The organism is Aquabacterium olei (genome assembly GCF_003100395.1).
GTDB classification, from domain to species: domain Bacteria; phylum Pseudomonadota; class Gammaproteobacteria; order Burkholderiales; family Burkholderiaceae_C; genus Aquabacterium; species Aquabacterium olei.
Genome location: NZ_CP029210.1, coordinates 3,637,626 through 3,658,447, shown reverse-complemented (window position 1 = coordinate 3,658,447; position 20,822 = coordinate 3,637,626). Strand labels below are relative to the sequence as shown.

General features: G+C 60.4%; 14 protein-coding genes and 1 other annotated feature. Of the genes, 6 read left to right on the top strand and 8 right to left on the bottom strand.

Annotated elements, in window-relative coordinates; translation table 11 throughout:
- Positions 1 to 136: 136 nt before the first annotated feature.
- Positions 137 to 574, top strand: coding sequence for a DUF2846 domain-containing protein (locus DEH84_RS16380; protein ID WP_109037870.1), 438 nt, complete (start codon positions 137 to 139; stop codon positions 572 to 574).
- Positions 575 to 592: 18 nt separating this feature from the next.
- Here the strand turns inward: DEH84_RS16380 and DEH84_RS16375 are convergent, their stop codons facing one another.
- The 4 genes from DEH84_RS16375 to DEH84_RS19180 form a co-directional block, all read right to left on the bottom strand.
- Positions 593 to 1,222 (bottom strand): MBL fold metallo-hydrolase, encoded by a 630-nt coding sequence (locus tag DEH84_RS16375; RefSeq protein ID WP_109037868.1) that lies wholly within the window; start codon positions 1,220 to 1,222, stop codon positions 593 to 595.
- Between the two features lie 257 nt (positions 1,223 to 1,479).
- On the bottom strand, positions 1,480 to 1,629 hold the full coding sequence (locus DEH84_RS19185) for an MbcA/ParS/Xre antitoxin family protein (protein ID WP_159099011.1): 150 nt from the start codon (positions 1,627 to 1,629) through the stop codon (positions 1,480 to 1,482).
- 334 nt (positions 1,630 to 1,963) lie between these two features.
- A complete protein-coding gene (locus DEH84_RS16365; RefSeq protein ID WP_109037865.1) occupies positions 1,964 to 3,094 on the bottom strand; it encodes a Fic family protein in 1,131 nt (376 codons plus the stop codon).
- Between the two features lie 478 nt (positions 3,095 to 3,572).
- Positions 3,573 to 4,052, bottom strand: a complete 480-nt coding sequence (locus DEH84_RS19180) for a hypothetical protein (protein WP_159099010.1) — start codon at positions 4,050 to 4,052, stop codon at positions 3,573 to 3,575.
- A 595-nt stretch (positions 4,053 to 4,647) separates the two neighbouring features.
- Between DEH84_RS19180 and DEH84_RS16360 the strand changes: the two genes are divergently transcribed.
- Complete coding sequence (locus DEH84_RS16360) at positions 4,648 to 8,154, top strand: PAS domain-containing sensor histidine kinase (RefSeq protein WP_109037863.1); 3,507 nt, start codon at positions 4,648 to 4,650, stop codon at positions 8,152 to 8,154.
- A 59-nt stretch (positions 8,155 to 8,213) separates the two neighbouring features.
- On the opposite strand, the gene DEH84_RS16355 is transcribed toward DEH84_RS16360, so the two are convergent.
- Positions 8,214 to 10,028, bottom strand: a complete 1,815-nt coding sequence (locus DEH84_RS16355; protein WP_159099009.1) for an ATP-binding protein — start codon at positions 10,026 to 10,028, stop codon at positions 8,214 to 8,216.
- Between the two features lie 615 nt (positions 10,029 to 10,643).
- On the opposite strand from DEH84_RS16355, the gene DEH84_RS16350 reads away from it, so the two are divergent.
- The 3 genes from DEH84_RS16350 to DEH84_RS16340 all read left to right on the top strand — a co-directional run bounded on the left by DEH84_RS16350 (position 10,644) and on the right by DEH84_RS16340 (position 14,990).
- Positions 10,644 to 13,094: a catalase gene (locus DEH84_RS16350; RefSeq protein ID WP_109037860.1), complete on the top strand. Its 2,451-nt coding sequence runs from the start codon at positions 10,644 to 10,646 to the stop codon at positions 13,092 to 13,094.
- A gap of 142 nt (positions 13,095 to 13,236) precedes the next feature.
- Positions 13,237 to 13,677, top strand: coding sequence for a LexA family protein (locus DEH84_RS16345; protein WP_109037858.1), 441 nt, complete (start codon positions 13,237 to 13,239; stop codon positions 13,675 to 13,677).
- A gap of 8 nt (positions 13,678 to 13,685) precedes the next feature.
- Positions 13,686 to 14,990 carry a Y-family DNA polymerase gene (locus tag DEH84_RS16340; RefSeq protein WP_109037856.1) on the top strand — a complete coding sequence of 435 codons (1,305 nt, stop codon included), beginning with the start codon at positions 13,686 to 13,688 and terminating at the stop codon, positions 14,988 to 14,990.
- Between the two features lie 217 nt (positions 14,991 to 15,207).
- Here DEH84_RS16340 and DEH84_RS16335 read toward each other — a convergent pair whose 3' ends face one another.
- From DEH84_RS16335 to DEH84_RS16325, 3 genes are read right to left on the bottom strand one after another with little or no spacing between them, the layout of a single operon-like run.
- Positions 15,208 to 16,554, bottom strand: coding sequence for a TniQ family protein (locus tag DEH84_RS16335; RefSeq protein ID WP_109037855.1), 1,347 nt, complete (start codon positions 16,552 to 16,554; stop codon positions 15,208 to 15,210).
- Entirely contained in the window at positions 16,551 to 18,029 is a 1,479-nt protein-coding gene (locus DEH84_RS16330; protein ID WP_109037853.1) for an ATP-binding protein, read from the bottom strand. Before DEH84_RS16330 ends, DEH84_RS16335 begins: the two co-directional genes overlap by 4 nt.
- A gap of 18 nt (positions 18,030 to 18,047) precedes the next feature.
- Positions 18,048 to 19,496 carry a TnsB C-terminal domain-containing protein gene (locus tag DEH84_RS16325; protein ID WP_159099008.1) on the bottom strand — a complete coding sequence of 483 codons (1,449 nt, stop codon included), beginning with the start codon at positions 19,494 to 19,496 and terminating at the stop codon, positions 18,048 to 18,050.
- A 100-nt stretch (positions 19,497 to 19,596) separates the two neighbouring features.
- On the opposite strand from DEH84_RS16325, the gene DEH84_RS16320 reads away from it, so the two are divergent.
- Positions 19,597 to 20,822 (top strand): IS3 family transposase gene (locus DEH84_RS16320; protein WP_109034349.1). Its coding sequence is split into 2 segments (ribosomal slippage): positions 19,597 to 19,882 and positions 19,882 to 20,822, totalling 1,227 coding nucleotides; the frame shifts between segments, so codons are not numbered across the junction.
- Positions 19,872 to 19,988 (top strand) — a sequence feature (AL1L pseudoknot). Its footprint overlaps the gene before it by 117 nt.

The window sequence follows — 20,822 nt, the reverse complement described above, 5'->3', positions numbered from 1 at the left end:
TCTCCCCCGAGGGTAACTGGCCCGCTTGCCGACGTGGAAGTGTGTCGATACGCTGGGATCCTCACAAAAAGAAACGAGACCGACAGGGGGCAGGGGGCCGCCTTCGGCCGCTTCACCTCCATCGGAAGGGTCTCCCATGTTGAAGAAGTTGTTCCTGTCGCTCGCCGTGGTGTCTGCCCTGGCGGGTTGCTCGTCGGTGCCGATGGCCGACGCGCCCCAGGACCAGGCCGCCAAGACGTTCAAGGCCGACGCGGCCAAGTCCGGCATCTACATCTACCGCAATGAACTGCTGGGCGGCGCCGTGAAGATGGACGTGTCCATCGACGGCCAGCCCGTGGGCGCCACCAAGGCCAAGACCTACCTGTTCAAGCAGGTCGAGCCGGGCAAGCACACCATCGTGTCAGAGGCCGAGAACACCTCGGTGCTCGAGCTTGAGACCAAGCCCGGCATGCTGTACTACATCTGGCAGGAAGTGAAGATGGGCGTCATGTACGCCCGCAACAAGCTGCAGCAGGTGAGCGATGCGCAAGGCCAAGCCGGCGTGATGGAAAGCCAGCTGGCCGTCACGAAGTAATCAGGCGGGCGCCACGGCTCACAGATAGGGGTTGTGGCGCCGTTCTTCCCCGAGCGTGCTCTCGGGGCCATGGCCCGGCGTGAAGGTCACGTCGTCGCCCAGCGGCAGCAGCTTGCCCTTGATGGCCGCGATCAACTCGGCATGGTTGCCGCCCGGAAAGTCGGTGCGGCCGATGCTGCCGGCAAACAGCACGTCGCCCACGAAGGCGTGCTTCAATTCCGGCGAGTAGAACACCACGTGGCCCGGCGTGTGGCCGGGGCAATGCAGCACCTGGAGTGTGTGCCCGCCCAGTTGCACCGTGTCGCCTTCATGCAGCCAGCGCGTGGGCGCAAAGGGCTCGGCCTTCGGAAAGCCGAACATGCTGCTCTGCTGCGGCAGCCCGTCGATCCAGAACTGGTCTCCCGGATGCGGGCCCACGATCGGGAGGTTGTGTTCGCGCGCCAGCGTGCCGGTGGCCCCGGCGTGATCGATGTGGGCGTGCGTGAGCCACAGCGCCACCAGCTTGAGCCCCCGCGATTCAACGGCCTGCATCAGCACCGGGATGTCGCCGCCCGGGTCGATGAGGGCGGCTTCGTTCGTGTCGCTACACCAGATCAGCGAGCAGTTCTGCTGGAAGGCGGTGACGGGGAGGGTGAGGCGGTGGAGCATGGGGTGGAGGGAAGGAAGTGGATAACAAAGTCTTAAAAGTCAAAACATAGTTTCAAAACGACTTTTCTGTGCTGTCTCATGCCGAAAACATAGTCTCAAAAAGCATTGATCTAGAAGGACTCTGTGGCGCGTGGGGAGTCGAGCCCGCCGCAGGGCAGGTGCGACAGCGTGCAGTGAGGCACGGGGACTGGCGGGCGAGCTGTAGCGGCGATCCGTCGTTCGCGGTCATGCGCCTTTATTGAGGGCGCTGAGGCAAATCACACGACACCGCCGTGCTTGATGGCGACCAATATCTCTTGAACGCGGGTCGCGCCCGTTTTCGATTTTCTGGCGGCCTCACGAGGGGAGGCGCCACCGAGCAGCACGTGCGGCCGATTCATCCATACGGAGGCGGCTTTTTCGTTCATGAAGACCGTCTGAGCAAGTGCCAGCAGGTCCCTGCTTCGAACTTGGGTGCGAAGTAGCGCGTGTCGTGACCGAAACGCAGCCTCTGTCCGCAGTCTTCGCCTCCGCCTCATTGCATGCATGAAAGCCTCCTCTATCCCGGGCCAGAATCGTGCACGGTGAGCCAGCGTGACCGCAGCTTGGTCCGTTGCTTGGTCGAATGCTCTGCGCGCCATCGTACACAGAACAGGATGCCAGCAGGCGGTGACGATGGCTATCAGTCAACATGATTCTCCCGGCAATCAGCCTGAAGCAATACCGTTTCAGACCGGAACTCGGATGGAGACGGTCGAGTGGCTAGTCCGCCTGTCGCTTGTTAGGCAGTACGTAGCTCGTACTTCGACCGTCAGTAGCTGATTCCAAGAGTAGGCCTCGCGTCACCAAGTCGCTGATATCGCTCAGCGCTGTTACCGTCGAGCACTTGGCGATGGCTGCCCACTTCCTGCATGTGAGCTTGCCATCAAAGCCGTCCACCAAACGGTTCAGTACCTTCACTTGCCGATCATTCAACGGCATGTCAGCGCACTTCTGCCAGAAATGCGCCTTGGTGAGGATCCCATCATGCGTTCGATGGGCCTGATCCACTGCTCGATGGACCATGTCGAGGAACCAGATCAGCCACTCCGTCACGTCCATCGAGCCCTTCTGGCTGCGCTCCAGCAGTTCGTAATAGGCGTTGCGCTCACGTCGGATCTGCGCCGACAGGCTATAGAAGCGTTGGGGGCTATTGTCCGCGCGGGCCAGGAGTAGATCGCAGATCGCACGGCCTACCCGACCGTTGCCATCTTCAAAGGGGTGCAGTGTCACGAACCATAAGTGAGCGATGCCTGCTTTGATGAGCGGCGGTTCATTCGATGCGCTGTTGAGCCAGTCCAGGAGTTGACGCATCTCGGTCGCCAGTCGGTCTGCTGGCGGGGCCTCGAAATGCACTCGCTGTCGACCGACTGGTCCAGACACTACTTGCATCGGTCCTGCGACATCATCTCGCCAGTCTCCGATTTTGATCCTGGCGAGGAACGAGCGGTTCAAGGGAAACAGCGCGGCTTGCCAGCCAACTAGCCGCTCCTGCGAAACAGCATCGGTGCATCTGATGGAGGCGTCGAGCACCATCTTGACCACGCCATCCACGTGCGGGTCCATCCTGCCCGTGCGGCTCACCTCAGTGCCCAATTGGCGCGCTACGCTCGACCGCACCAATGCGACGTCAAGTTGTTCGCTCTCGATCTCACTGGTCTTGACCACCTCTTCTGCCACGGCCGTCAGCATCAGTTGATCGCGCTGAACAGGGCTCGCGGCGGTCATCCGCGCAAGCAACAGGTCGAGTGAGCGACGTACCTCGGCCATGGGCCCGACCAGCACTTCCAAGTCGAAGCGCCAGTTGGGCCAGTCCGGGGCTTGCCAGATGTACCTGTCGTCGCAGCTCTTCATTGGGCAATTGTGGTCGCTGATAGCGAGACCTTCCAGACATTTTGCTCGGCCGGGTGGTCCGGTCTCTCGAACAAGTCACAAGACCACCGCCGGCGAGGGGAGCCAAAGCCGTTCGACGGACCGCCGTCAGATACCCGCCGTGTTCGCCGGAGAACCGTAATAGCGAAGTACAGGTCGCCTCCTTAGCATCGAGCTTGCTTGGACGGTACCGCCCTGGCGTTCGGCGACTGCTTCTGGAGAACCGTTCTACCGGCACCTTTTCAAGGTTCACCCCGAGCTGGGGAGCGTCCGTCGCCGGACTCTAAAGTCGCTTGGCGCAGGCCGACGGAACCTGCAAGCGCTTCCTACCTTGGCAAGAGCCCATCACCCTGTTGCTCGTCCCTGCCTCAGCGAATGAAAATGCCGACGTGACACGGTGAGACATCTTTGACCTTGACTTATGGCATGGCCTTGAACGTGTCTTGCATTGTGCTGGTCCCTATTTTCCCAACCACGCTCGAACCATGTCGAGTCCACCTTCGGGTGGACCAAGCGGAGTTCGTAGCCCGATCTCTTTCACGGCCTCCTGCAATGAAAAAGATGCGTCCGAGATCGCCGCATTGATATCGCGGCGATGCCCGTCGAAATAGAACTTGTGAATTCCTAGGCGATGAGCGACGGCAGCGGGAGCTCCCTCCTCGTCAGGCAAGACCCAGAAAACCCTGTTCGGACCGAGCGCTCCTACCATGATCCCGAGCAGAAACAGAGTCTCCTCTGTTCTGAGACCGGCTTCCCTGTTTGGTGTTCGAAGGCACGCCACGTCCGCAGGGGACGAGACTAAAACGGCGATGTCGGACGTTGAAATGAGCGTTTTTGCGCGGTCGATCGAGAAGCGGTTCATGTTGCCGACATCCCAAGACCATAAAGTGACACCGAGCGATGTTTCCAGCTTGCGATGCAAAGCCAAAGAAACGGCCATCCCTTCACTGGTGGACGCTATGAACATGCCACTTCCTCAACATTTCCCGAAGGCGTCAAACTTCTCAGCATATAGGCAACCTTCTGCCCTGGCAAAGAAGGACATCCAGAAGTCCGACATGCCGCGCCTACCTTGCGTCATTAGATCGACTGAATGATTGTTGTGCCGGGCGCTTCGGCCTGTGAAGGACCTGCGATGGCTTTCGTTCGCGCAGCCTCTAAGCTCCCACGGAGCTTGACTACTGCAGAGAGCAGCAGATGTGCACGGACGTCATCGTCCTCGCTTACCGCTTGTGCGTCAGCCCAGCCAAATGGCGCAAGGAGGGAGATCAAGGCGCTCACCTCCTCTGCGCTCAAAGCACAACTGAGTTCCCGTTCGCATGAAGGATGTACTGTCACTTCACCTCCTTTGACGGAGTCAATTTTGACGCCAAGCGGGTCACTTCGGCGGTCGAACAGCGTCGCACTTCGTTCGGGGAGTCGCTCAACCGATTCCATCGAGTGAAACAATCTTTAACTGTGTGTATCGCCATCATGAGAACGTTGTTACTCTGACGGACCTGGTCAAACCCGATTCACTGCCGCATCCGCATCACATGCCAAGTCAACTCGACGTCCTGAATACGATGTCGCTTCCCGAGATGGAGATGCGGCGAGCGGTTGCGCTGCAAGACTTGCTTGTTCGTGGGCAGTCGCTTCTGTGGGAGACCGACGCCAAGGGCCGAGTGACCTCTTTCACCGCACGGGGACATAACGCCTCCGGCTTAGATACAAACACTGTACTCAATACCGATTGGACATCGTTCGTAGATCCCCTGGACCAAGTCCAGGTGCTCGCGGCGTGGTCCGCAGCTCGGGCGGCAGGAACGGTACTGACATGTGAAGCACGCATCTTGACCGGCGAGGGCGGCTCACGGTGGCACAGAGTCAGCGCTGCCCCCGTGTGCGACATTCGCGGCGAACTCGTTTCCTGGGTTGGCACAGCGCGGGACATCCACGACCAAAAGCTCCGAGAAACCGAATTCATCAAAGCGCTAGAGGTCCTCAACGCGCTTGAGCGGTGTGGAGACGGCCTTTTGTATCTGAAGGATCGGGAAGGTCGGCTCGTGTGGTGCAACGACGCCGTGCTCGACGTGTTGGGCAAGAACCGTATCGAGGCCCTCGGTCACCTTGCCACGGCCTACATGCGCGAGGATCGGGACGCCCACCATGTCACGCTGCATGACATGCAAGTGGTCAATGAAGGTCGGGCCCTCTTAACCGAAGAGATCTTGCACGATCCGCACCGCGTCTATCTTTCTTGCAAGACGCCGTGGCGGGACCGTGCAGGTTCCGTTGTCGGGCTTGTCGGTGTCTCGATCAACGTCACCAACGAAGCTCGCATTCGTTCTCAATGGAACCCGGAGTTTGCCAAACTCCACCATGCGACGCCCATTGTTGTAAGCCGTTTTGACAAGGATCTCAAGCACCTCTATGTGAGCCCAGCGATAGAGACGATCACGGGCATGCCGCCGGCGACATTTTTCGGGAAATCGAACCGGGACCTCGGGATGCCGTCGCACCTATGCGATCAATGGGACAACGTGATGCACGCGGTCCTGGCAGATGGATGCCCCCGCGAGATCGAATTCTCTTACGCAGGGCCAGACGAGAAGCAGCGTGTCTTCCGCTCCCTGCTCAGTGCAGAGAAGGATGGGCACGGCAAGCCGTCGACCTTAGTGGCTGTGGCATACGAAGTGACCGAACTCAAAGCTCAGCAGGCCTTGGTTCGCGAGCGAGAGGCCCGGCTTGCGGCTGCGTTGAGCGCCGGGAAGCTGCAGACATGGACTTACCTGATAGGGGAGAACGTGTTTCTGGTGCCCGTCAGTACGCGCCGGCAACATGCGATAAGGGGTGACTCGGACAGGGTCTGCTGGGCTGATGCTTTTTGCGGCATTCACCGCGACGATGTCGAACGCGTTCAACAGAGTCTCCTTCGATGTGCGCACGATAAGGTCGACTACGACGAGACCTATCGGGTTCAGGACGATAGCGGACACTGGCGTTGGGTCAGAGCTGCGGGGCGGCATGTCCCACATGACACAGTAGACGGAGGAGCCTCGCACATCGCTGGCGTCACCTTTGATCTGACCGAAGAGCGTAAAGCTCAGCAGCGCTTACGAGACAGCGAAGAGAGCTTGCGACTTGCAGTGGACGCAGTGGACGCTGGTCGATATGACTGGGACCTTGCGACTGGAGAACTCAAGTGGGATGCTCGAACCCGTGCGTTGTTTCATTTGCCCGCAGGACAGGAGCCGTCGTACGACCATTTCTTGTCCCGGCTACATCCAGACGACCGCGTGCGGCTTGCAGCAAGGGTGGGAGCGCAACTGGATGGTTCTCAGTCCGACGGAATATGGTCTGAGCGCTATCGCGTCCTTCAACCGGATGGCACCCTGCGGTGGCTGGAGAGTCAGGGCCGGGTGATGTTCACTGAAAACGAGACCCCCCGCAGACCCATGCGATTTATTGGGCTCGTCACCGATGTAACCGCGGAAGTCGAAACCGCGGAGCGTTTGGCGGCGAGTGAGGGAGCGCTGCGAAAAAGCCTCAGTGCTTTGGCGGAAAGCGAAGAGCGAATGCGGCTGGCCATGGAGTCATCATCGCTCGGGTGGTGGGACATGGATGTCCCCAGTACCCGCATCGTCTGGAGCGGCAGCGCGCGACGCCTGTTCGACATGCCGGAGGAGGGGGATGTGCACCTCGATGAGGTGCTGGTACGCGTCTACAAAGAAGATCTGCCCCGAGTGCGGCTTGCGATCGAGTCAGCGATGGCTTCCCACGCGGACGGTATCTTTCATGAAAGCTATCGCGTCCTATGGCGGGACGGTTCGCTTCGCGATGTGGAAGCCATTGGCAGAGTCAGGTTTGAGCATCGAGACTCAGGTCGCCAAGCCACTCGATTCAGCGGCGTTCTGTGGGACACCACCGAAACGCGCACGATGTGGCGAACGCTCCAGGACAAGGGCGCATACGTCGAAGCGCTACTGCGGACTGCACCGGTGGGCATTCTGAGTGTCGACGAGGCTGGGCACATCACCCGCTCAAATCCGCTCATGGACTCGTTGTTCGGACCTTTGGGGCGCGGCGCTCAAGTTCGCGATGAGTCACAACGGTGGGAAAGCTACTGCGCGGATGGAACACGACTTGCACAAGCTCGGTACCCTGTACTTCAAGTCCTCGACGGATCGATTCGCTCCGAGGTCGAAGTTCAACACGTCACAAGCCGCGACGGACGCAGTCTATGGCTCCGTCTGATCGCCTCCCCTGTTGTGCAGCAGGACCGGCCTGCCGGAGCGGTGATGGTGTGCGTCGACATTGATGCGGAGCGCCGCACTTTGGAGGTCCTGAAAGAGGCAGACGCGAGGAAGGAACAGTTCTTCGCCATGCTGGCGCATGAAATCCGCAATCCGCTCGGGGCCATCTCTAACGCCAACCACATCTTGTCGCGTGACGCCCATCTCAGTGAGCCCTCGACTTTTGCTCGAGGCGTGATCACGAGGCAAAGCAAGCAATTGCAATGTTTGGTCGACGACCTGCTCGAGGTGTCTCGGATATCCAGAGACAGCTTTACTCTGAAGACTGCGCCGACTTCGATCCGCCAGGTACTGCTCTATGCGTGTGATCCAGCCCTGATCCGAGCCCAGGCAAGACGGCAACGTCTGACGATCAATGTTCCGGAGCAAGACGTTGTTGCCAATGTGGACCCCACACGGTTGTCTCAAGTCCTAGACAACCTGCTTGGCAACGCGGTCAAGTACACGCCGGAAGGGGGCGCCATAGAAGTCACATTGACCAGCAGCGCGGAGTATGCGGAGGTCACCATCTCCGACAACGGGATGGGTATCCAGGTCGACGAACTCGATAAGGTATTTGACTTGTTTCACCAGCAAAAGACTCAGGATCGACATGCGGCCCTGGGGTTCGGCATCGGACTTGCGATGGTGCGACGTCTGGTCGAGCTGCATGGGGGTCGAGTATGGGCCGAGAGCCAAGGCCCGGGCACTGGAGCGAAGTTCGTGGTTCAGATTCCATTGGGCACTGACGCCCACAACAGTCAGTGACTCTCCACTCACACGTCCTCGAAGGACGCCGAAGCGTTCCACGGAAGACAGTGTTACTGTTATGACGCCGCGCCTGCACGAGGGGATCGCGCAAGACATTCAATCAGCAGCGTAGGGAGATCTTCGAAAGAGCGTTCCTTTGGGAACACCTCGCATATCCCGGCGTCTTTCGCTGTCTTGCGAAGCTCTTCGGAAATGAGCCCCGTACTCAGCACGATGGGCAGTTCGACACCACGCGTCCGCAAGATGTTGGCTACTTCTACGCCTGAGACATCGGGCATGTTCTGATCGGTAACCACGATATCGAAGTGCTCTGTCAGCAGCGCTTGAAGTGCTGACTCCGGATCAGCGAAGGTGGTCGTGACGAACCCTCGAGTGTTCAGGAGTTGCTCCACCATGACACACACCACGGGATCATCGTCAATGTAGGCCACCCGTTCGGAGTGGCCCTTAAGAGTCGGAACGGAAGAGAACGTGGGATCGGTATGCTCGTCATCACACGCTGGAATGAAAACATCGAAACGCGCCCCCTTTCCTTCCGCCGCGGATACTCGTATCCCGCCCTCTCTCGCAGACGTGATTCCTGATACAACGTAAAGACCTAGGCCGGTCCCTTCACCGCGTGCTTTCGTCGTAAAAAAAGGCTCGAACAGGTGTGCCCGGACGTCGGGGCTCATCCCGGCTCCATCGTCCTCCACCGTCAACATGACATAGGAGCCGGGTTGGAGGACGCCAGTGTCAACGGGCATTTCCTCTCGAATGTCAACATGGCTCACATTGACGTGTAAGTGCCCTTTCCCGTTCGGCATCGCTTGCCACGCGTTGGTGCACAGATTGACGACGATCTGCTGGACTTCAGAGGGCAAGATCCGGGCGCACACCTCCTGACCATCAAGCTGGGCATTGAGCCGCACTGTGGTTGGCAATGTTGCTTTGAGCAAGTTCACACTCTCTCGCGTGAGTGCTTTGAGAGGCTGCTTGTCTGTTTCCCCCCGGGATGAGCGACTGTAGGCAAGAATGCGCCCGGTGAGGTCTCGTGCGCGAGAAGCTGCCACCCATATCTCGTCGGCATGCAGGCGGGCCGCGTGGTGAGCGTCCAGTTTTTCCCGGAGCATTCCTGCGTGGCCGATCACCGCGGAGAGGACATTGTTGAAGTCATGAGCAATTCCGGCCGCCAGCGTGCCGAGGGATTCCATGCGTCGCCCCTGGCTCAATTGCCGCTCGAGGTCTAACTTGGTCTCCTCGACCTTTTTGCGCGCCGTGATGTCTTGGACAAAGACGCTCAGGCCCTCGGTACAGGGAAAGACCCGGACGTAGAGCCACCGGTCAGAATCCGAGTTCCAGCATTCGATCTCGCTTGCTTGCCCGTTGGCAAGCGCGCTCAGCAACTGAGTCCGGATCGCTGGCAGCTTGAAGACCCCACAGCGCGTCCAGAGGGACTGTCCCAACAACGCGCTGTCAGGGAAGCCGCTAAGGCGCTCAAACGCCAGATTGCAGTGGAGGATTTCCCAACCATGTCCGACGAGCACAAATGCGTCGGTGACGAAGTCCAACGTCCTCGCCAGTGTGTCGGAAGGCGGTGTCTTTGCACCCTGAGGCGATGTGGCTTCTTGACAAGCCTCCGCGCAGCGTCGAACGGCTGCAACATCCAACGGCGGCAAGAACGGGTTGTCATCGCGTCGAGCGAGCACCGTGTAAGGTTTGCCGCCAAGGTCGACCTGCTGCACCACTTCGGGCTCTGCAGCGTTGGTTGGATCACCCCGGCTGGCAACGAGCGCTTCACGACTCCACAACTCGGCATACACGCACAGACCTTCTCGCAGCAAGCTATCGAGAAAGTGGTGGAGCGCGAATCGCAGCGGGAGGGTGTCCATACAGGTAGGGCGCGTCCTAGTCGACCAAGAAACCACACAGTCCGGAGCAAATTTCACTCCTTGAGCGACATGGCTCGCCCCCCTGGAGTTCATCACTCGGCTGGCGTGAGTACACAGGCCACTTCATGCACAAGCAGCACTTGTAAGACCCGTGCTTTGCCGGGAGTCTGCCACGTAGAGGTGGCGTCTCATTGAGAAGAATTCGGCGATGCTGATTGAAAGGAGTGGCTCGCGGATTACCCCGCCTGGTACTGATCGCTCGGCTGGCCTGGCCTCCTCGAAGGGCCGTTCCCGGCGCCCCGCGTATAGCCCGTCGCCCCCTGTAAACCGTCGGTCGTAGCTGGCTGTCGTCAGCATTGGGGTGGTCGGCAGCCAGACACTGCCCCGTTCTCGGTACATGCCACGCGTTCTGGGCCGCGACGTCGATCAATGCACATCGGCAGCCCCGCCGCCCGGCCACCGACCTTGCCCGGTGGCCGAGGATTTCTTCGTTGCCAGGGGGCCGCCAGCGACATCCTTTCACCGTTTGGTTGGTGCGAGGTTCTCAGTCGGTAAATATGGGCACGCCGATTGCCGCTTGTCGGGCTTATCCCACTTCACTCGCCCAGGACGTTCATGCCCAAGACTCCCCCGACTCCCACGGCAGCAAAGAAGGCTGCCAGGTCTTCTCCCGATGCGAAGAAGTCTGTTGCGGCCAAGGCGGCCGCCCGGAACACCGACAGCGGTCCGTCGTATGCGCCGCCTGCTGCTGGCGACGACTCGGCAGCCCAGCGCATGCAACATGTGCAGGATACGGCGGCTGCTATGGCCTACAACGCGACGAAGGCCGGCGAGCATGGAGCTGTTACGGGCATGGCACCCGCCGCCGGCCAGCATGTCACGCCGCCCTCGCGGCTGGTCACCGGCAGCACGTTGTCAGAGGCAAACACCGACCAGAAGGTGGGCACGCAGGCACCCGAGGGAGTCAACGCAACCATCGCGCCGCTCGACCGCGTGCGGGTAGATTCCTCCGGCCAAGTGCTCACCACGAACCAAGGCGTGCGTGTTGCAGATAACCAGAATTCGCTCAAGGCCGGCACGCGCGGCCCGGTCCTGCTGGAGGACTTCATCCTCCGCGAGAAGATCACCCACTTTGACCATGAACGTATCCCTGAGCGCATCGTGCACGCTCGCGGTTCAGCGGCGCACGGTTACTTCGAGGCGTACGAGGACCTCAGCGCGCTGACGATGGCCGCGCCCTTTAAGGCCGCCGGAAAGCGCACACCCGTGTTCGTGCGCTTCTCCACCGTGCAGGGAGAGCGCGGCAGTAAGGACACTGCGCGCGACGTACGCGGCTTTGCCGTCAAGTTCTACACCGACGAGGGCAACTGGGATCTGGTGGGCAACAACATGCCGGTGTTCTTCATCCAAGATGCGATGAAGTTTCCCGACCTCGTTCACGCCGTCAAGCCCGAGCCGCACCACCAGATGCCTCAGGCCGCCAGCGCCCACGACACCTTCTGGGACTTCGTGTCGCTGATGCCCGAGTCCACCCACATGCTCATGTGGGTGATGAGCGACCGAGCCATCCCGCGCAGCTATGCCACCATGCAGGGCTTCGGCGTTCACACCTTCCGGTTGGTCAATGCCGCGGGCGAGTCGGTGCTGGTCAAGTTCCATTGGACGCCCAAGGCTGGCACGCATTCGCTGACTTGGGACGAGGCCGTGAAGATTTCCGGTGCCGACCCGGACTACCACCGCCGCGACCTGTGGGAGCGCATCGAGAGCGGCGCCTACCCGGAGTACGAGCTCGGAATTCAGGTGTTCACCGAGGACGAAGCAGCCAAATTCAGCTTCGACATCCTCGATGCGACCAAGATCGTGCCCGAGGAGTTGGTGCCCATCCGCCCCATCGGCCGCATGGTGCTCAACCGCAACCCGGACAACTTCTTCGCCGAGACCGAGCAAGTGGCGTTTTGCACCGCCCACATCATCCCGGGGCTGGACTTCACCAACGATCCCTTGCTGGCCGGCCGCATTCACTCTTACGTGGACACGCAGATCACGCGGCTGGGCGGCCCCAACTTTCACGAGATTCCTATCAACGCGCCCATCGCGACGGTGCACAACAACCAGCGCGACGGCTTCCACCGCCAGGCCATTCACCGTGGCCGAGTCTCCTACGAGCCCAACTCGCTGGCGGGCGGCTGCCCTTTCCAGGCCGGCGCGGCTGGGCAGGGCTTCGTGTCAGTCGCGGCGCGGCTGCGTAGCCGGGAGGACTCAGCCAAGGTGCGCGCCAAGCCGGAGCTGTTCGCCGAGCATTACAACCAGGCCAGGCTGTTCTATGAGAGCCAGTCCCCAGTAGAGAAGAGCCACATCGCCGCAGCCTTTCGCTTCGAGTTGAGCAAGGTCACAGTGCCTGCCATCCGCGAGCGCACGCTGGCCATGTTGCGTAGCGCTTCGGAAGAACTGGCTAACCGGGTGGCAGTGGGGCTCAACATGCCGCTCCCCGAGCCTATGCCCCCAGTGCTGGAGCGCGCGCCCAAGCCGGAAGTCACGGTGTCAGCTGGGCTGTCGCTGTTCGCGCGACCAGGCGACGGCTCCATCGCTGGCCGCAAGATCATGCTCATGGCTGCTGATGGTGTGATGGGCGAGTCGCTCCTTGCGGTACATGCGGCGTTGTTCGAGCACGGTGCGGTGCCGCGGGTCGCCGCGCCACGCATCGGGCCGGTGCAGACAGCCGACGGCGTGGAGTTGCAGGCTGACGTTTCGTTGGAGAATGAACCGGGCTTCCTGTTCGATGCCTTGGTCCTGCCGGACGGCGAGGCCGCGGTGAGGGACCTTTTGCGCGACGGTCATGCGGCTGAACACGTCCGCGACCAGTACCGCCATTGCAAAGCCATCCTCGCCCTGGGCAGCGGGCTGAAATTGCTGCAAGCGGCAGGCATTCCCGCGAATGCAGCCAGCGAGGAGCCGGACCCTGGCATCGTGCTAGCCGACGATGCGGAGAGCGGTGCTGAAGCATTCATTCACGCCGTAGCTCAGCACCGACACTTCCACCGGGAAACCGATCCACCGATGGTGTGAGAAAGTCGGGTTCACTCCGGCCGGCCGTCGGCAACCGGGCGTTGCGGCATGGCCGCCGTCAACGTCGTGCAAACGTTCTGGTTTCCAGACGGCTGGGCATTGCCCGCACATGTCGGGCGCTCACCATCGTTATACTGTATGCATGTACAGTGAAAAGGATTTCCGACGACCCGTCGCCCTGTCCGAGCGCAACTTGGTGTTGCCGTTGGCTGGGGACAAGGTGCGTGCCGGCTTTCCTTCTCCGGCGGAAGACTTCACCGTCAAGCGCATCGATCTGACGCAGGAGTTGGTGACGCACCCCCAAGCCACCTTCTTGTTGCGCGTCAGTGGTGATTCCATGCGCGAGGCTGGCATCTTCGACGGCGACATGCTGGTAGTTAACAAGGCGCTCAAGCCCAGGCATGGCCAAGTGGTTGTGGCGGTGGTGGATGGCGAGTTCACCGTCAAACATTTGTACCACCGCGCAGGGCGTGTGAAGCTTCGAGCCGCCAACGCGACCTACCCCGACATCACGCCCAAAGAAGGCCAGACCCTGGAGGTGTGGGGAGTGGTGACAGCGAGCATCAAACGCTTCCCGGTCTGAGGTGGCGCATGTACGCGCTGGTCGATGGCAACAACTTCTACGTGAGTTGCGAGAGGGTGTTCCGGCCCAGCTTGAACGGCCGCCCTGTGGTTGTGTTGTCCAACAACGACGGGTGTGCCATTGCCCGCTCTAACGAGGCCAAGGCGCTGGGCATCACGATGGGCGAGCCGTGGTTCAAGATCCGGCATCTGGAAGAGCAGGCCGGGTTGGTTGCACTGTCCGCCAACTTCACTCTGTACGGTGACATGAGTGACCGGATGATGAGCTTGGCCGCAGGCCTGGGGCCGACCCAGGAGATCTACAGCATCGACGAGAGCTTTATCAGCCTGCATGGCGTGCGGGGTGACCTGATGGAGCGGGCTTGGAAGATCCGCGCCCGCATCCACCAGTGGATTGGCATTCCGTGCGGCATCGGCCTCGCACCCACCAAAACCCTGGCCAAGCTGGCCAATCACATCGCCAAGACTGCTGAGCGCAAAGCGGGCAGCTATCCGAGCGAGCTGGCTACGGTCTGCAACCTAGCCAGCTTGAGCGCGGCAGAGCTGGCAGTCATCTTGCAGGCCACAGAGGTGGGTACCGTGTGGGGCATCGGACGGCAGATTGCCCAGCAGTTGCAGGCCATGGGCGTGCACACGGTGCACGACTTCGTAGCACTACCCGGTGATGTGGTGCGCGGCAAGTGGGGCGTGGTTCTGGAACGCACCTGGCGTGAACTGCGGGGCGAGCCCTGTATCGAGCTGGCCGATAACCCGCCGCCAAAACAGCAGATCGCCTGCACGCGCAGCTTTGGTCAGCCAGTAAGCGATCTGCCGCCCTTGCAGGAGGCGATCAGCGAGTTCACCACCCGGGCGGCCGAGAAATTGCGCCGGCAGAAGCACCGCTCAGGGCAGGTGATGGTGTTTGCCAGAACATCACCGTTCAGAGATGGGCCGAGGTTTTCCAAGAGCGTGGTTGTACCGCTGGCGCGCCCCTCTGCTGACACGACAGCGCTGACGGCAGCCGCGCTGAAGGGCTTGAGCTCGATCTATCAGCCGGGCTACCAGCTGGCCAAGGCCGGGGTGATGCTGCTGGACTTAGTGCCAGACAGCCAGGTGCAATGCGAGCTGCTGTGGGATGAAGAGCCCACCGAGCAGCGCGACCGCACGCGACTGATGGAGGCGCTGGATCAGGTCAATGGCCGCTTCGGGAAGCGAACCCTGTTGTTAGGCAGCTCAGGCATGAACCAGGGTGCTGACACCTGGGGCATGAAGCAGGTCAGGCGCACGCCCCGGTACACGACCGACTGGACTGAGGTGCCGGTGGCAAGAGCTTGAGCGACCTCAGCGCTGGAGGTGCTTGAGCGCGTCCGCGCGCGCCATCACTTCTTGCTTTTGCGTTCTTTGGCGCTTGCCGTAGCAATGTAGTTGGCGAACTGCTCTTCACGAGGATTTCCCCATGACAAGCGCGCCTATCAGTCCGCGGAACGTGCCCACATGATCCGGACTTGCCTCAGTCGCTTTAGGCAGACCTGAACTGACCGCATCGATCGGCTCAATGATATGTCGGCAAGGGCATTTGCCGTGAGCGCAGGTCATCCAGTGACTCGACAGCCTCGGTGTAGGCCTCCGGCGCATTCAAGCGCATCCACTCAACAGCGGCTTTGCATTTCCGATGGATCTCAGCCCGTGAGCATGACGGATGGGCCTCGATGAACGAGCGTATGGCGGAGATTGCCTTTCGCTTGCGCTGCTCGAAGCCTGCGTCTTGTCGAAAGGATCGAGGGTTGGTTCCCAGCTCAGTCAGACGTTGGCGAAGGGTGGAAACAGAAACGCCGAGTGCCTGGGCGGCCTCCTTCAGAGTTGACGCGTTGGCAATGACATCGTGTATGTCTGCGGGGATGGAGGGGGGCGTTGCGCCCCAGATGGTGGCCTGCCCACTTGCATCCCAATGAGGCGCGGCAACAGGATTGATGAATCGCTGATGGCAGGCAGTGCCCTCTTCATCTGCAAACAAGGTGCACCACAAGACCATCCACTTGAGTGGATGATCGCCAACCCGATTGCGAAGGAGATCATGAATCCATCCGCCATCTGCCAATCGTTGCCAAGGTCCGTCTGAACGACGCAGCCAGCCAGATACTGCAGATCCAGAAAACCAAGAAGAGAGCTGCGCGTTGTTCAATGGGTAACGCCAGGAGGTGATGCCTCGATCCCGGAGTCCAACCAGGAGGGCCTGGCGGATAGCATCGACATCCAAGGATTCCGTTCCGACCAGCTGCAAGGCGAGCGATGCGATCCGTTCCAGGGCAACTCGCTCGTCGCACGTGATGACTGAACTTCTGGTCGCCGATCGGTCTATCGGCGGAAGGACCCAATGGGAGACATGCGACCTGAACGTGAGCAGAGTGAGGCCGTGCTCGAGGCACACCCACGATCCAGGAAGTTGGTGTGGTAAACGCCAACGTGGCAACCCCCAGTTGGCTAGATCCTCTGCAACACAGACATCACAGTAGTGCATCGAGCTGCTGTCGTGCAACCCGCTGGCTGGCATGCCACATAGCTGTCGCCATCCTGGGCCGGTGCAGCATTCCAACTGTTCGTACAGCTTCTGTTTGCGCGATTCAGCCAGGAAGGGGGTGAAAGAACCGATTGCCGTTCGATTGAACAGAATCCACTGAACCGACCCGAGCGCGAACTGGGTGGTCTTTGCGAAGTGAATCAGGTTCCTGGTGGCATCTCGGTCTCTGCACGCGTGCTCCGAGTCAAACAACAAAGCGCCTGTGTCGCGTGCTGAGCCATTCCCATGAATGGCGTGATAGCCGGCCGCCCATGAGTACAACGTTTCATCGGCACGCCAGTCTGGTACGTAAGGGAGTTCTTTCCCGGCGTGCTTGTTCATTTCGATGCGATGCCCGCTGCCTTTGCGAGACGTTCAATCGTGTCTTGCTGAAACTCGTTCGCCTTGATCTCCGCGGCGGAGAGCTTTGCGGGTGGGATCGGCATGCTTTTGGTTGCCATTGGCTTGCGTCTGGCTGTGTGCCGGTTGGTTGATCCACCTTCCTTCTTAGTCGCCTTCACAGGCGCCATGTGATGCACCTCTTCATCTGCAGTAGAGAAGGGCGGCCAGAGCTTCTGGAACACGTTCGATGGGATGTCGCTGAAGCGCTCCAAGGCACGCCAGTCTTTGAGCGCAAGGGCATCGATGCGCGCATGAATTTCGATCATCTTGGGACTCGATCGGTACACAGCATCAACCAGCGCGGGGGTTACCCGTTGCAGGCCACTGCGTAGCGCTGCCTCCTGAACCTCGGCGCGCAGTCTCGCGAGGTAACGAGGTACGCCCCCGGTCCTTCTCCACACGAATCCAGCCAACGACTGGTCGATTGGGTCGGACGAGAAGGGGGTGTACTCCGCATCCGGATGTTCCAGAAGCGTGGGAGACCAGAGGCCAGGTATCCAGTCCTCTCGCCACTCCTCTGATGCCGGGTCAAGCGTAGGAAGCAAGTGATGCCACCCTCCATCTGAGAATCGATCGACGTCTTGAGAAAAGTCCCGTAAGTTGCCAAATGCAAGTGGGTTGCCGATCAACAAAGTTGGGGTGCCCCAGTTGAGCAAGCGCAGGAAAAACGTTACGAAATCTCGGCTGACGGGCGACTGACTGAGGGTCTTTTCCTGTGCCTCTTCAATCACCAAGAGACCACATCGATGCACTGCGAGAAGATGCAGAAAAACGACCAGCAACTTCTCAACGGACCACGAGCGCGACGAGTATTGCTGGCTGTAGTTCGTGCCCAGGGCCTGATCCAGTGCTCTGAACGCCCCCTCGAGGAACCCACCACGTGACCCGTCTGAAGGCATATGGATCTTGAGCCAGCAGAGTTGCTTGAGTGATCTCCAGCCGCAATCTTCGTTGTGGTGGTGCTCGACGGTCTCAGGATAGAGACTGAGGAACCTGTCAATGATCTGAGACTTGCCCACGCCCGTGATTCCATCAATCACCATGCCGGAGGCGAATGAGGGCCACCATTCCGTTTCGGCAAGCTTGAGTCCCTTGAGCTGCCCGCCCGAGTAGATGAACTTCTTGGATTCGACCAACGTGGGGTCGCGTTGGGCGTACCCGTCGAAAATCATCTGCTGCAGCGATAGGCAGATGGAGAGGCTCTGGGTGGTCGGGACGAACGTGTTCTTGTAGCTCTTCAGCAGCGTGAAGCGGTCATGGATAGGTATGCCTTCAAGGTTCTCTGGCGTGATGGGACAGAAGCGTAGTTTCGAGGCCAACTCAACGGGTGTGGCCCGCTTGGGAAGAGCCGCAATAAGTGGGTTGCGATTGAAGCGATCTAGCGCCTTGCGTAGCGGGTTTTCTGTAGTGCTCATGTTCGGCAGGCGACCCTGTCATTGCTTGCGGGATGCGCGGATCGCCTGCATGAGATCCAGCCCGAGACCTGCAGGCTGCATGGTTGGCTCAGTTCCCCAGTCTTCTTTGGCATGCGACTCGGCGTGAGGCCGCGTATGTTTTGACCCGGTGGGTATGCCTGTCATAGCCACCCTCTCCAAGACGGTATTACTGCGCCGTTCGCGCTTCAGTTCCGATCGGGTCGGCTTGGTGCCTGTAGCCTTGATCTCAGCGTTTCGCTCCTTGTTTGCGACCTTGATGACGCGCTTCAGCGATGCGACTGCGTCGACCCCCTCTTGGACCTTGTTTGCCTTGTCAAGAAAGAGACGAAGTCGGTCGTCGCCGCTGATGGTGAGCCAGTCCATCAGCGTCAGCTCCTTCAGGTCCGGATCCGGTGACTTCAGTGACATGCACTTGAGTCCGCCAAGATTGACCCAGATTCGAGAGAGGTCGGACGGATTGATGTGCGCTTCAAGAGTCCAGCGCCTGCTTCTAGCAAGGGACCCTGAGCGCTGCAGCCAGTCGCTGCTGTAGACCAGCTGTCTGATGATTCGCTTGCCGCTGTACGTGGGGTCGTAGAGGTGTATGCCGTCGGGTTGAATGCAGGCCTGAAGGCGGGGCAAGCATCGAATTCGTAACGCCTGCAGATCTGTGGGCGCAGAGGTCGTGTACCCGTTCGCCACCATCCATTCAACGACCCCGCGCCTTGTTGGTTCAACCCCGTCTCGGCGCATCTCGATCGTTGGCAACGTGATGATTTCCTCGTTGTTGTGGTACAGGACATGCCTGATGAGTCTGGGCATGTACTCGAAGAAGTTCAATCGAGCCAGGCTTGCGCGACACGGCTCACCTCTTGCCGCTCTTTTACCCATCGTTGAGCCGGGCATAAGGTGATCGACATGCGTTTGGGTACTGGCGTGTCTTGACTCTAGGGGCGACTTGTTGATGGCATCGTAGGCCGCGCCGAAGCTGGCGCCGACTTCCATCTCTTCAAGAGCGCGCATGGCAAGTTGGCCTTTGCCTTCCCCGTTATCCATGACGAACTGGCGGAAAGTCATCGCATGCCATTCGCCCGGCTGGATCTTGATCCCGAATCTTTCGCAGTACGCCACCTTGTCTTCTGCTGCGTGAAGAATGGCCATCAATGCGGTGGTCTGGCTGGGACTTTCAAACCCAACATGGTGACCAAAGATGTAGTCGGTCGCTGCTCCCTGCACGTCGGTTCGCCAGGGCGATGAAAGCACCTTCAGTCGCGAGGCGCCCGAGACCAAGGTTTGGTCGCAACTGGTGCTGTCGAGGAAGGCCTCTCCGTTGACCGTCAGGTGGCGATCTTTCGCCTTTCCTTGTCGACGCAAGTAGTTGCGCCTTTCAGGCGTTTCACCCCTGCTGATCGCGATCGCGGAGAGTGCTTCGTTGCCATGTCTGCCCCAGTATTCAAACTGACTCACGTTGTATTTGAGCGCGTCGGGCCGCAGGGTGACGTTTGCGCCCGATCTGAACCGCCCCGGCTTTGAAGGAGGCTCCCTCGTTTGAGATGATGGAGCCAAGATGAGAAGTTCGAAGTATTCCCCCGAGGTTCGCGAGCGCGCGGTGCGCATGGTGCTGGAGCACCGAGATGAGCACCCGTCACAGTGGGCGGCCATCGAGTCCATCGCCGGCAAGATCGGTTGCACGGCGCAGACGCTGGACAATTGGATCAAGCAGCACGAGCGCGACCACGGCCTGCGCGGTGGGCCGACGACGGCGGAAGCGCAGCGCATCAAAGATCTCGAGCGCGAGGTGCGCGAACTGCGCAAGGCCAACGAGATTCTGAAGCTGGCCAGCGCGTTTTTCGCCCAGGCGGAGCTCGACCGCCGCATCAAGTCCTGAAGGCGTTCGTCGACCGGCATCGCCAAGAATTCGGGGTCGAGTCGATCTGCCGCGTGCTGCAGATCGCCCCGTCGGCGTACTGGCGGCACGCGGCCTGTCAACGCGACCCGGCGCTGCTGTGCCGACGCAGCTTGCGCGACGCTGAACTGGCGCCGCAGATTCGTCGCGTGTGGCAGGCGAACTTCGGGGTCTACGGTGCCGACAAGGTCTGGCACCAACTGCGTCGAGAAGGCATCGACATCGCGCGCTGCACCGTGGAGCGCTTGATGCGCCAGCACGGCCTGCAGGGAGTTCGCCGAGGCAAGCGACAGCGCACGACGGTGCCTGACCCGAAGGCGCCATGCCCGTTGGATCGTGTGAATCGGCAGTTCAAGGCCGACCATCCGAACCAGCTGTGGGTCACCGACTTCACCTACGTCTCGACGTGGCAAGGCTGGGTCTACGTGGCCTTCGTGATCGACGTGTTCAGCCGTCGGATCGTCGGTTGGCGCCAGAGCAGCTCGATGCACACGGAGTTCGTCCTCGACGCTCTGGAACAAGCGTTGTACGCCCGGCGGCCGACCGAGAAGGACGGGCTCATCTGTCATTCCGACAGGGGGTCGCAATACCTGTCGATTCGCTACAGCGAGCGCTTGGCCGAGGCTGGCATCGAACCCTCCGTCGGCAGCCGCGGTGACAGTTACGACAACGCGCTGGCCGAGACGATCAACGGGCTCTACAAGGCCGAGGTGATTCACCGCCGCGGGCCGTGGAAGACGAAGCAGGCGGTCGAGCTGGCGACGCTGGAATGGGTCGCCTGGTTCAACCACCATCGGCTGATGGCACCCCTGGGCTACAGGCCACCTGCCGAGTTCGAAGACCGATACCATTCCCAACGCGCTAGTCAGGCCGCGATCAACGTCTGA

Coding starts and splice junctions, on each gene's coding strand:
- DEH84_RS16340 (WP_109037856.1), top strand. CDS start 13,686: ATGTACGCGCTGGTCGATGGCAACAACTTCTACGTGAGTTGCGAGAGG.
- DEH84_RS16355 (WP_159099009.1), bottom strand. CDS start 10,028: ATGGACACCCTCCCGCTGCGATTCGCGCTCCACCACTTTCTCGATAGC.
- DEH84_RS16345 (WP_109037858.1), top strand. CDS start 13,237: ATGTACAGTGAAAAGGATTTCCGACGACCCGTCGCCCTGTCCGAGCGC.
- DEH84_RS16330 (WP_109037853.1), bottom strand. CDS start 18,029: ATGAGCACTACAGAAAACCCGCTACGCAAGGCGCTAGATCGCTTCAAT.
- DEH84_RS16350 (WP_109037860.1), top strand. CDS start 10,644: ATGCCCAAGACTCCCCCGACTCCCACGGCAGCAAAGAAGGCTGCCAGG.
- DEH84_RS16360 (WP_109037863.1), top strand. CDS start 4,648: ATGCCAAGTCAACTCGACGTCCTGAATACGATGTCGCTTCCCGAGATG.
- DEH84_RS16380 (WP_109037870.1), top strand. CDS start 137: ATGTTGAAGAAGTTGTTCCTGTCGCTCGCCGTGGTGTCTGCCCTGGCG.
- DEH84_RS19180 (WP_159099010.1), bottom strand. CDS start 4,052: ATGGCCGTTTCTTTGGCTTTGCATCGCAAGCTGGAAACATCGCTCGGT.
- DEH84_RS16335 (WP_109037855.1), bottom strand. CDS start 16,554: ATGAACAAGCACGCCGGGAAAGAACTCCCTTACGTACCAGACTGGCGT.
- DEH84_RS19185 (WP_159099011.1), bottom strand. CDS start 1,629: ATGAACGAAAAAGCCGCCTCCGTATGGATGAATCGGCCGCACGTGCTG.
- DEH84_RS16365 (WP_109037865.1), bottom strand. CDS start 3,094: ATGAAGAGCTGCGACGACAGGTACATCTGGCAAGCCCCGGACTGGCCC.
- DEH84_RS16375 (WP_109037868.1), bottom strand. CDS start 1,222: ATGCTCCACCGCCTCACCCTCCCCGTCACCGCCTTCCAGCAGAACTGC.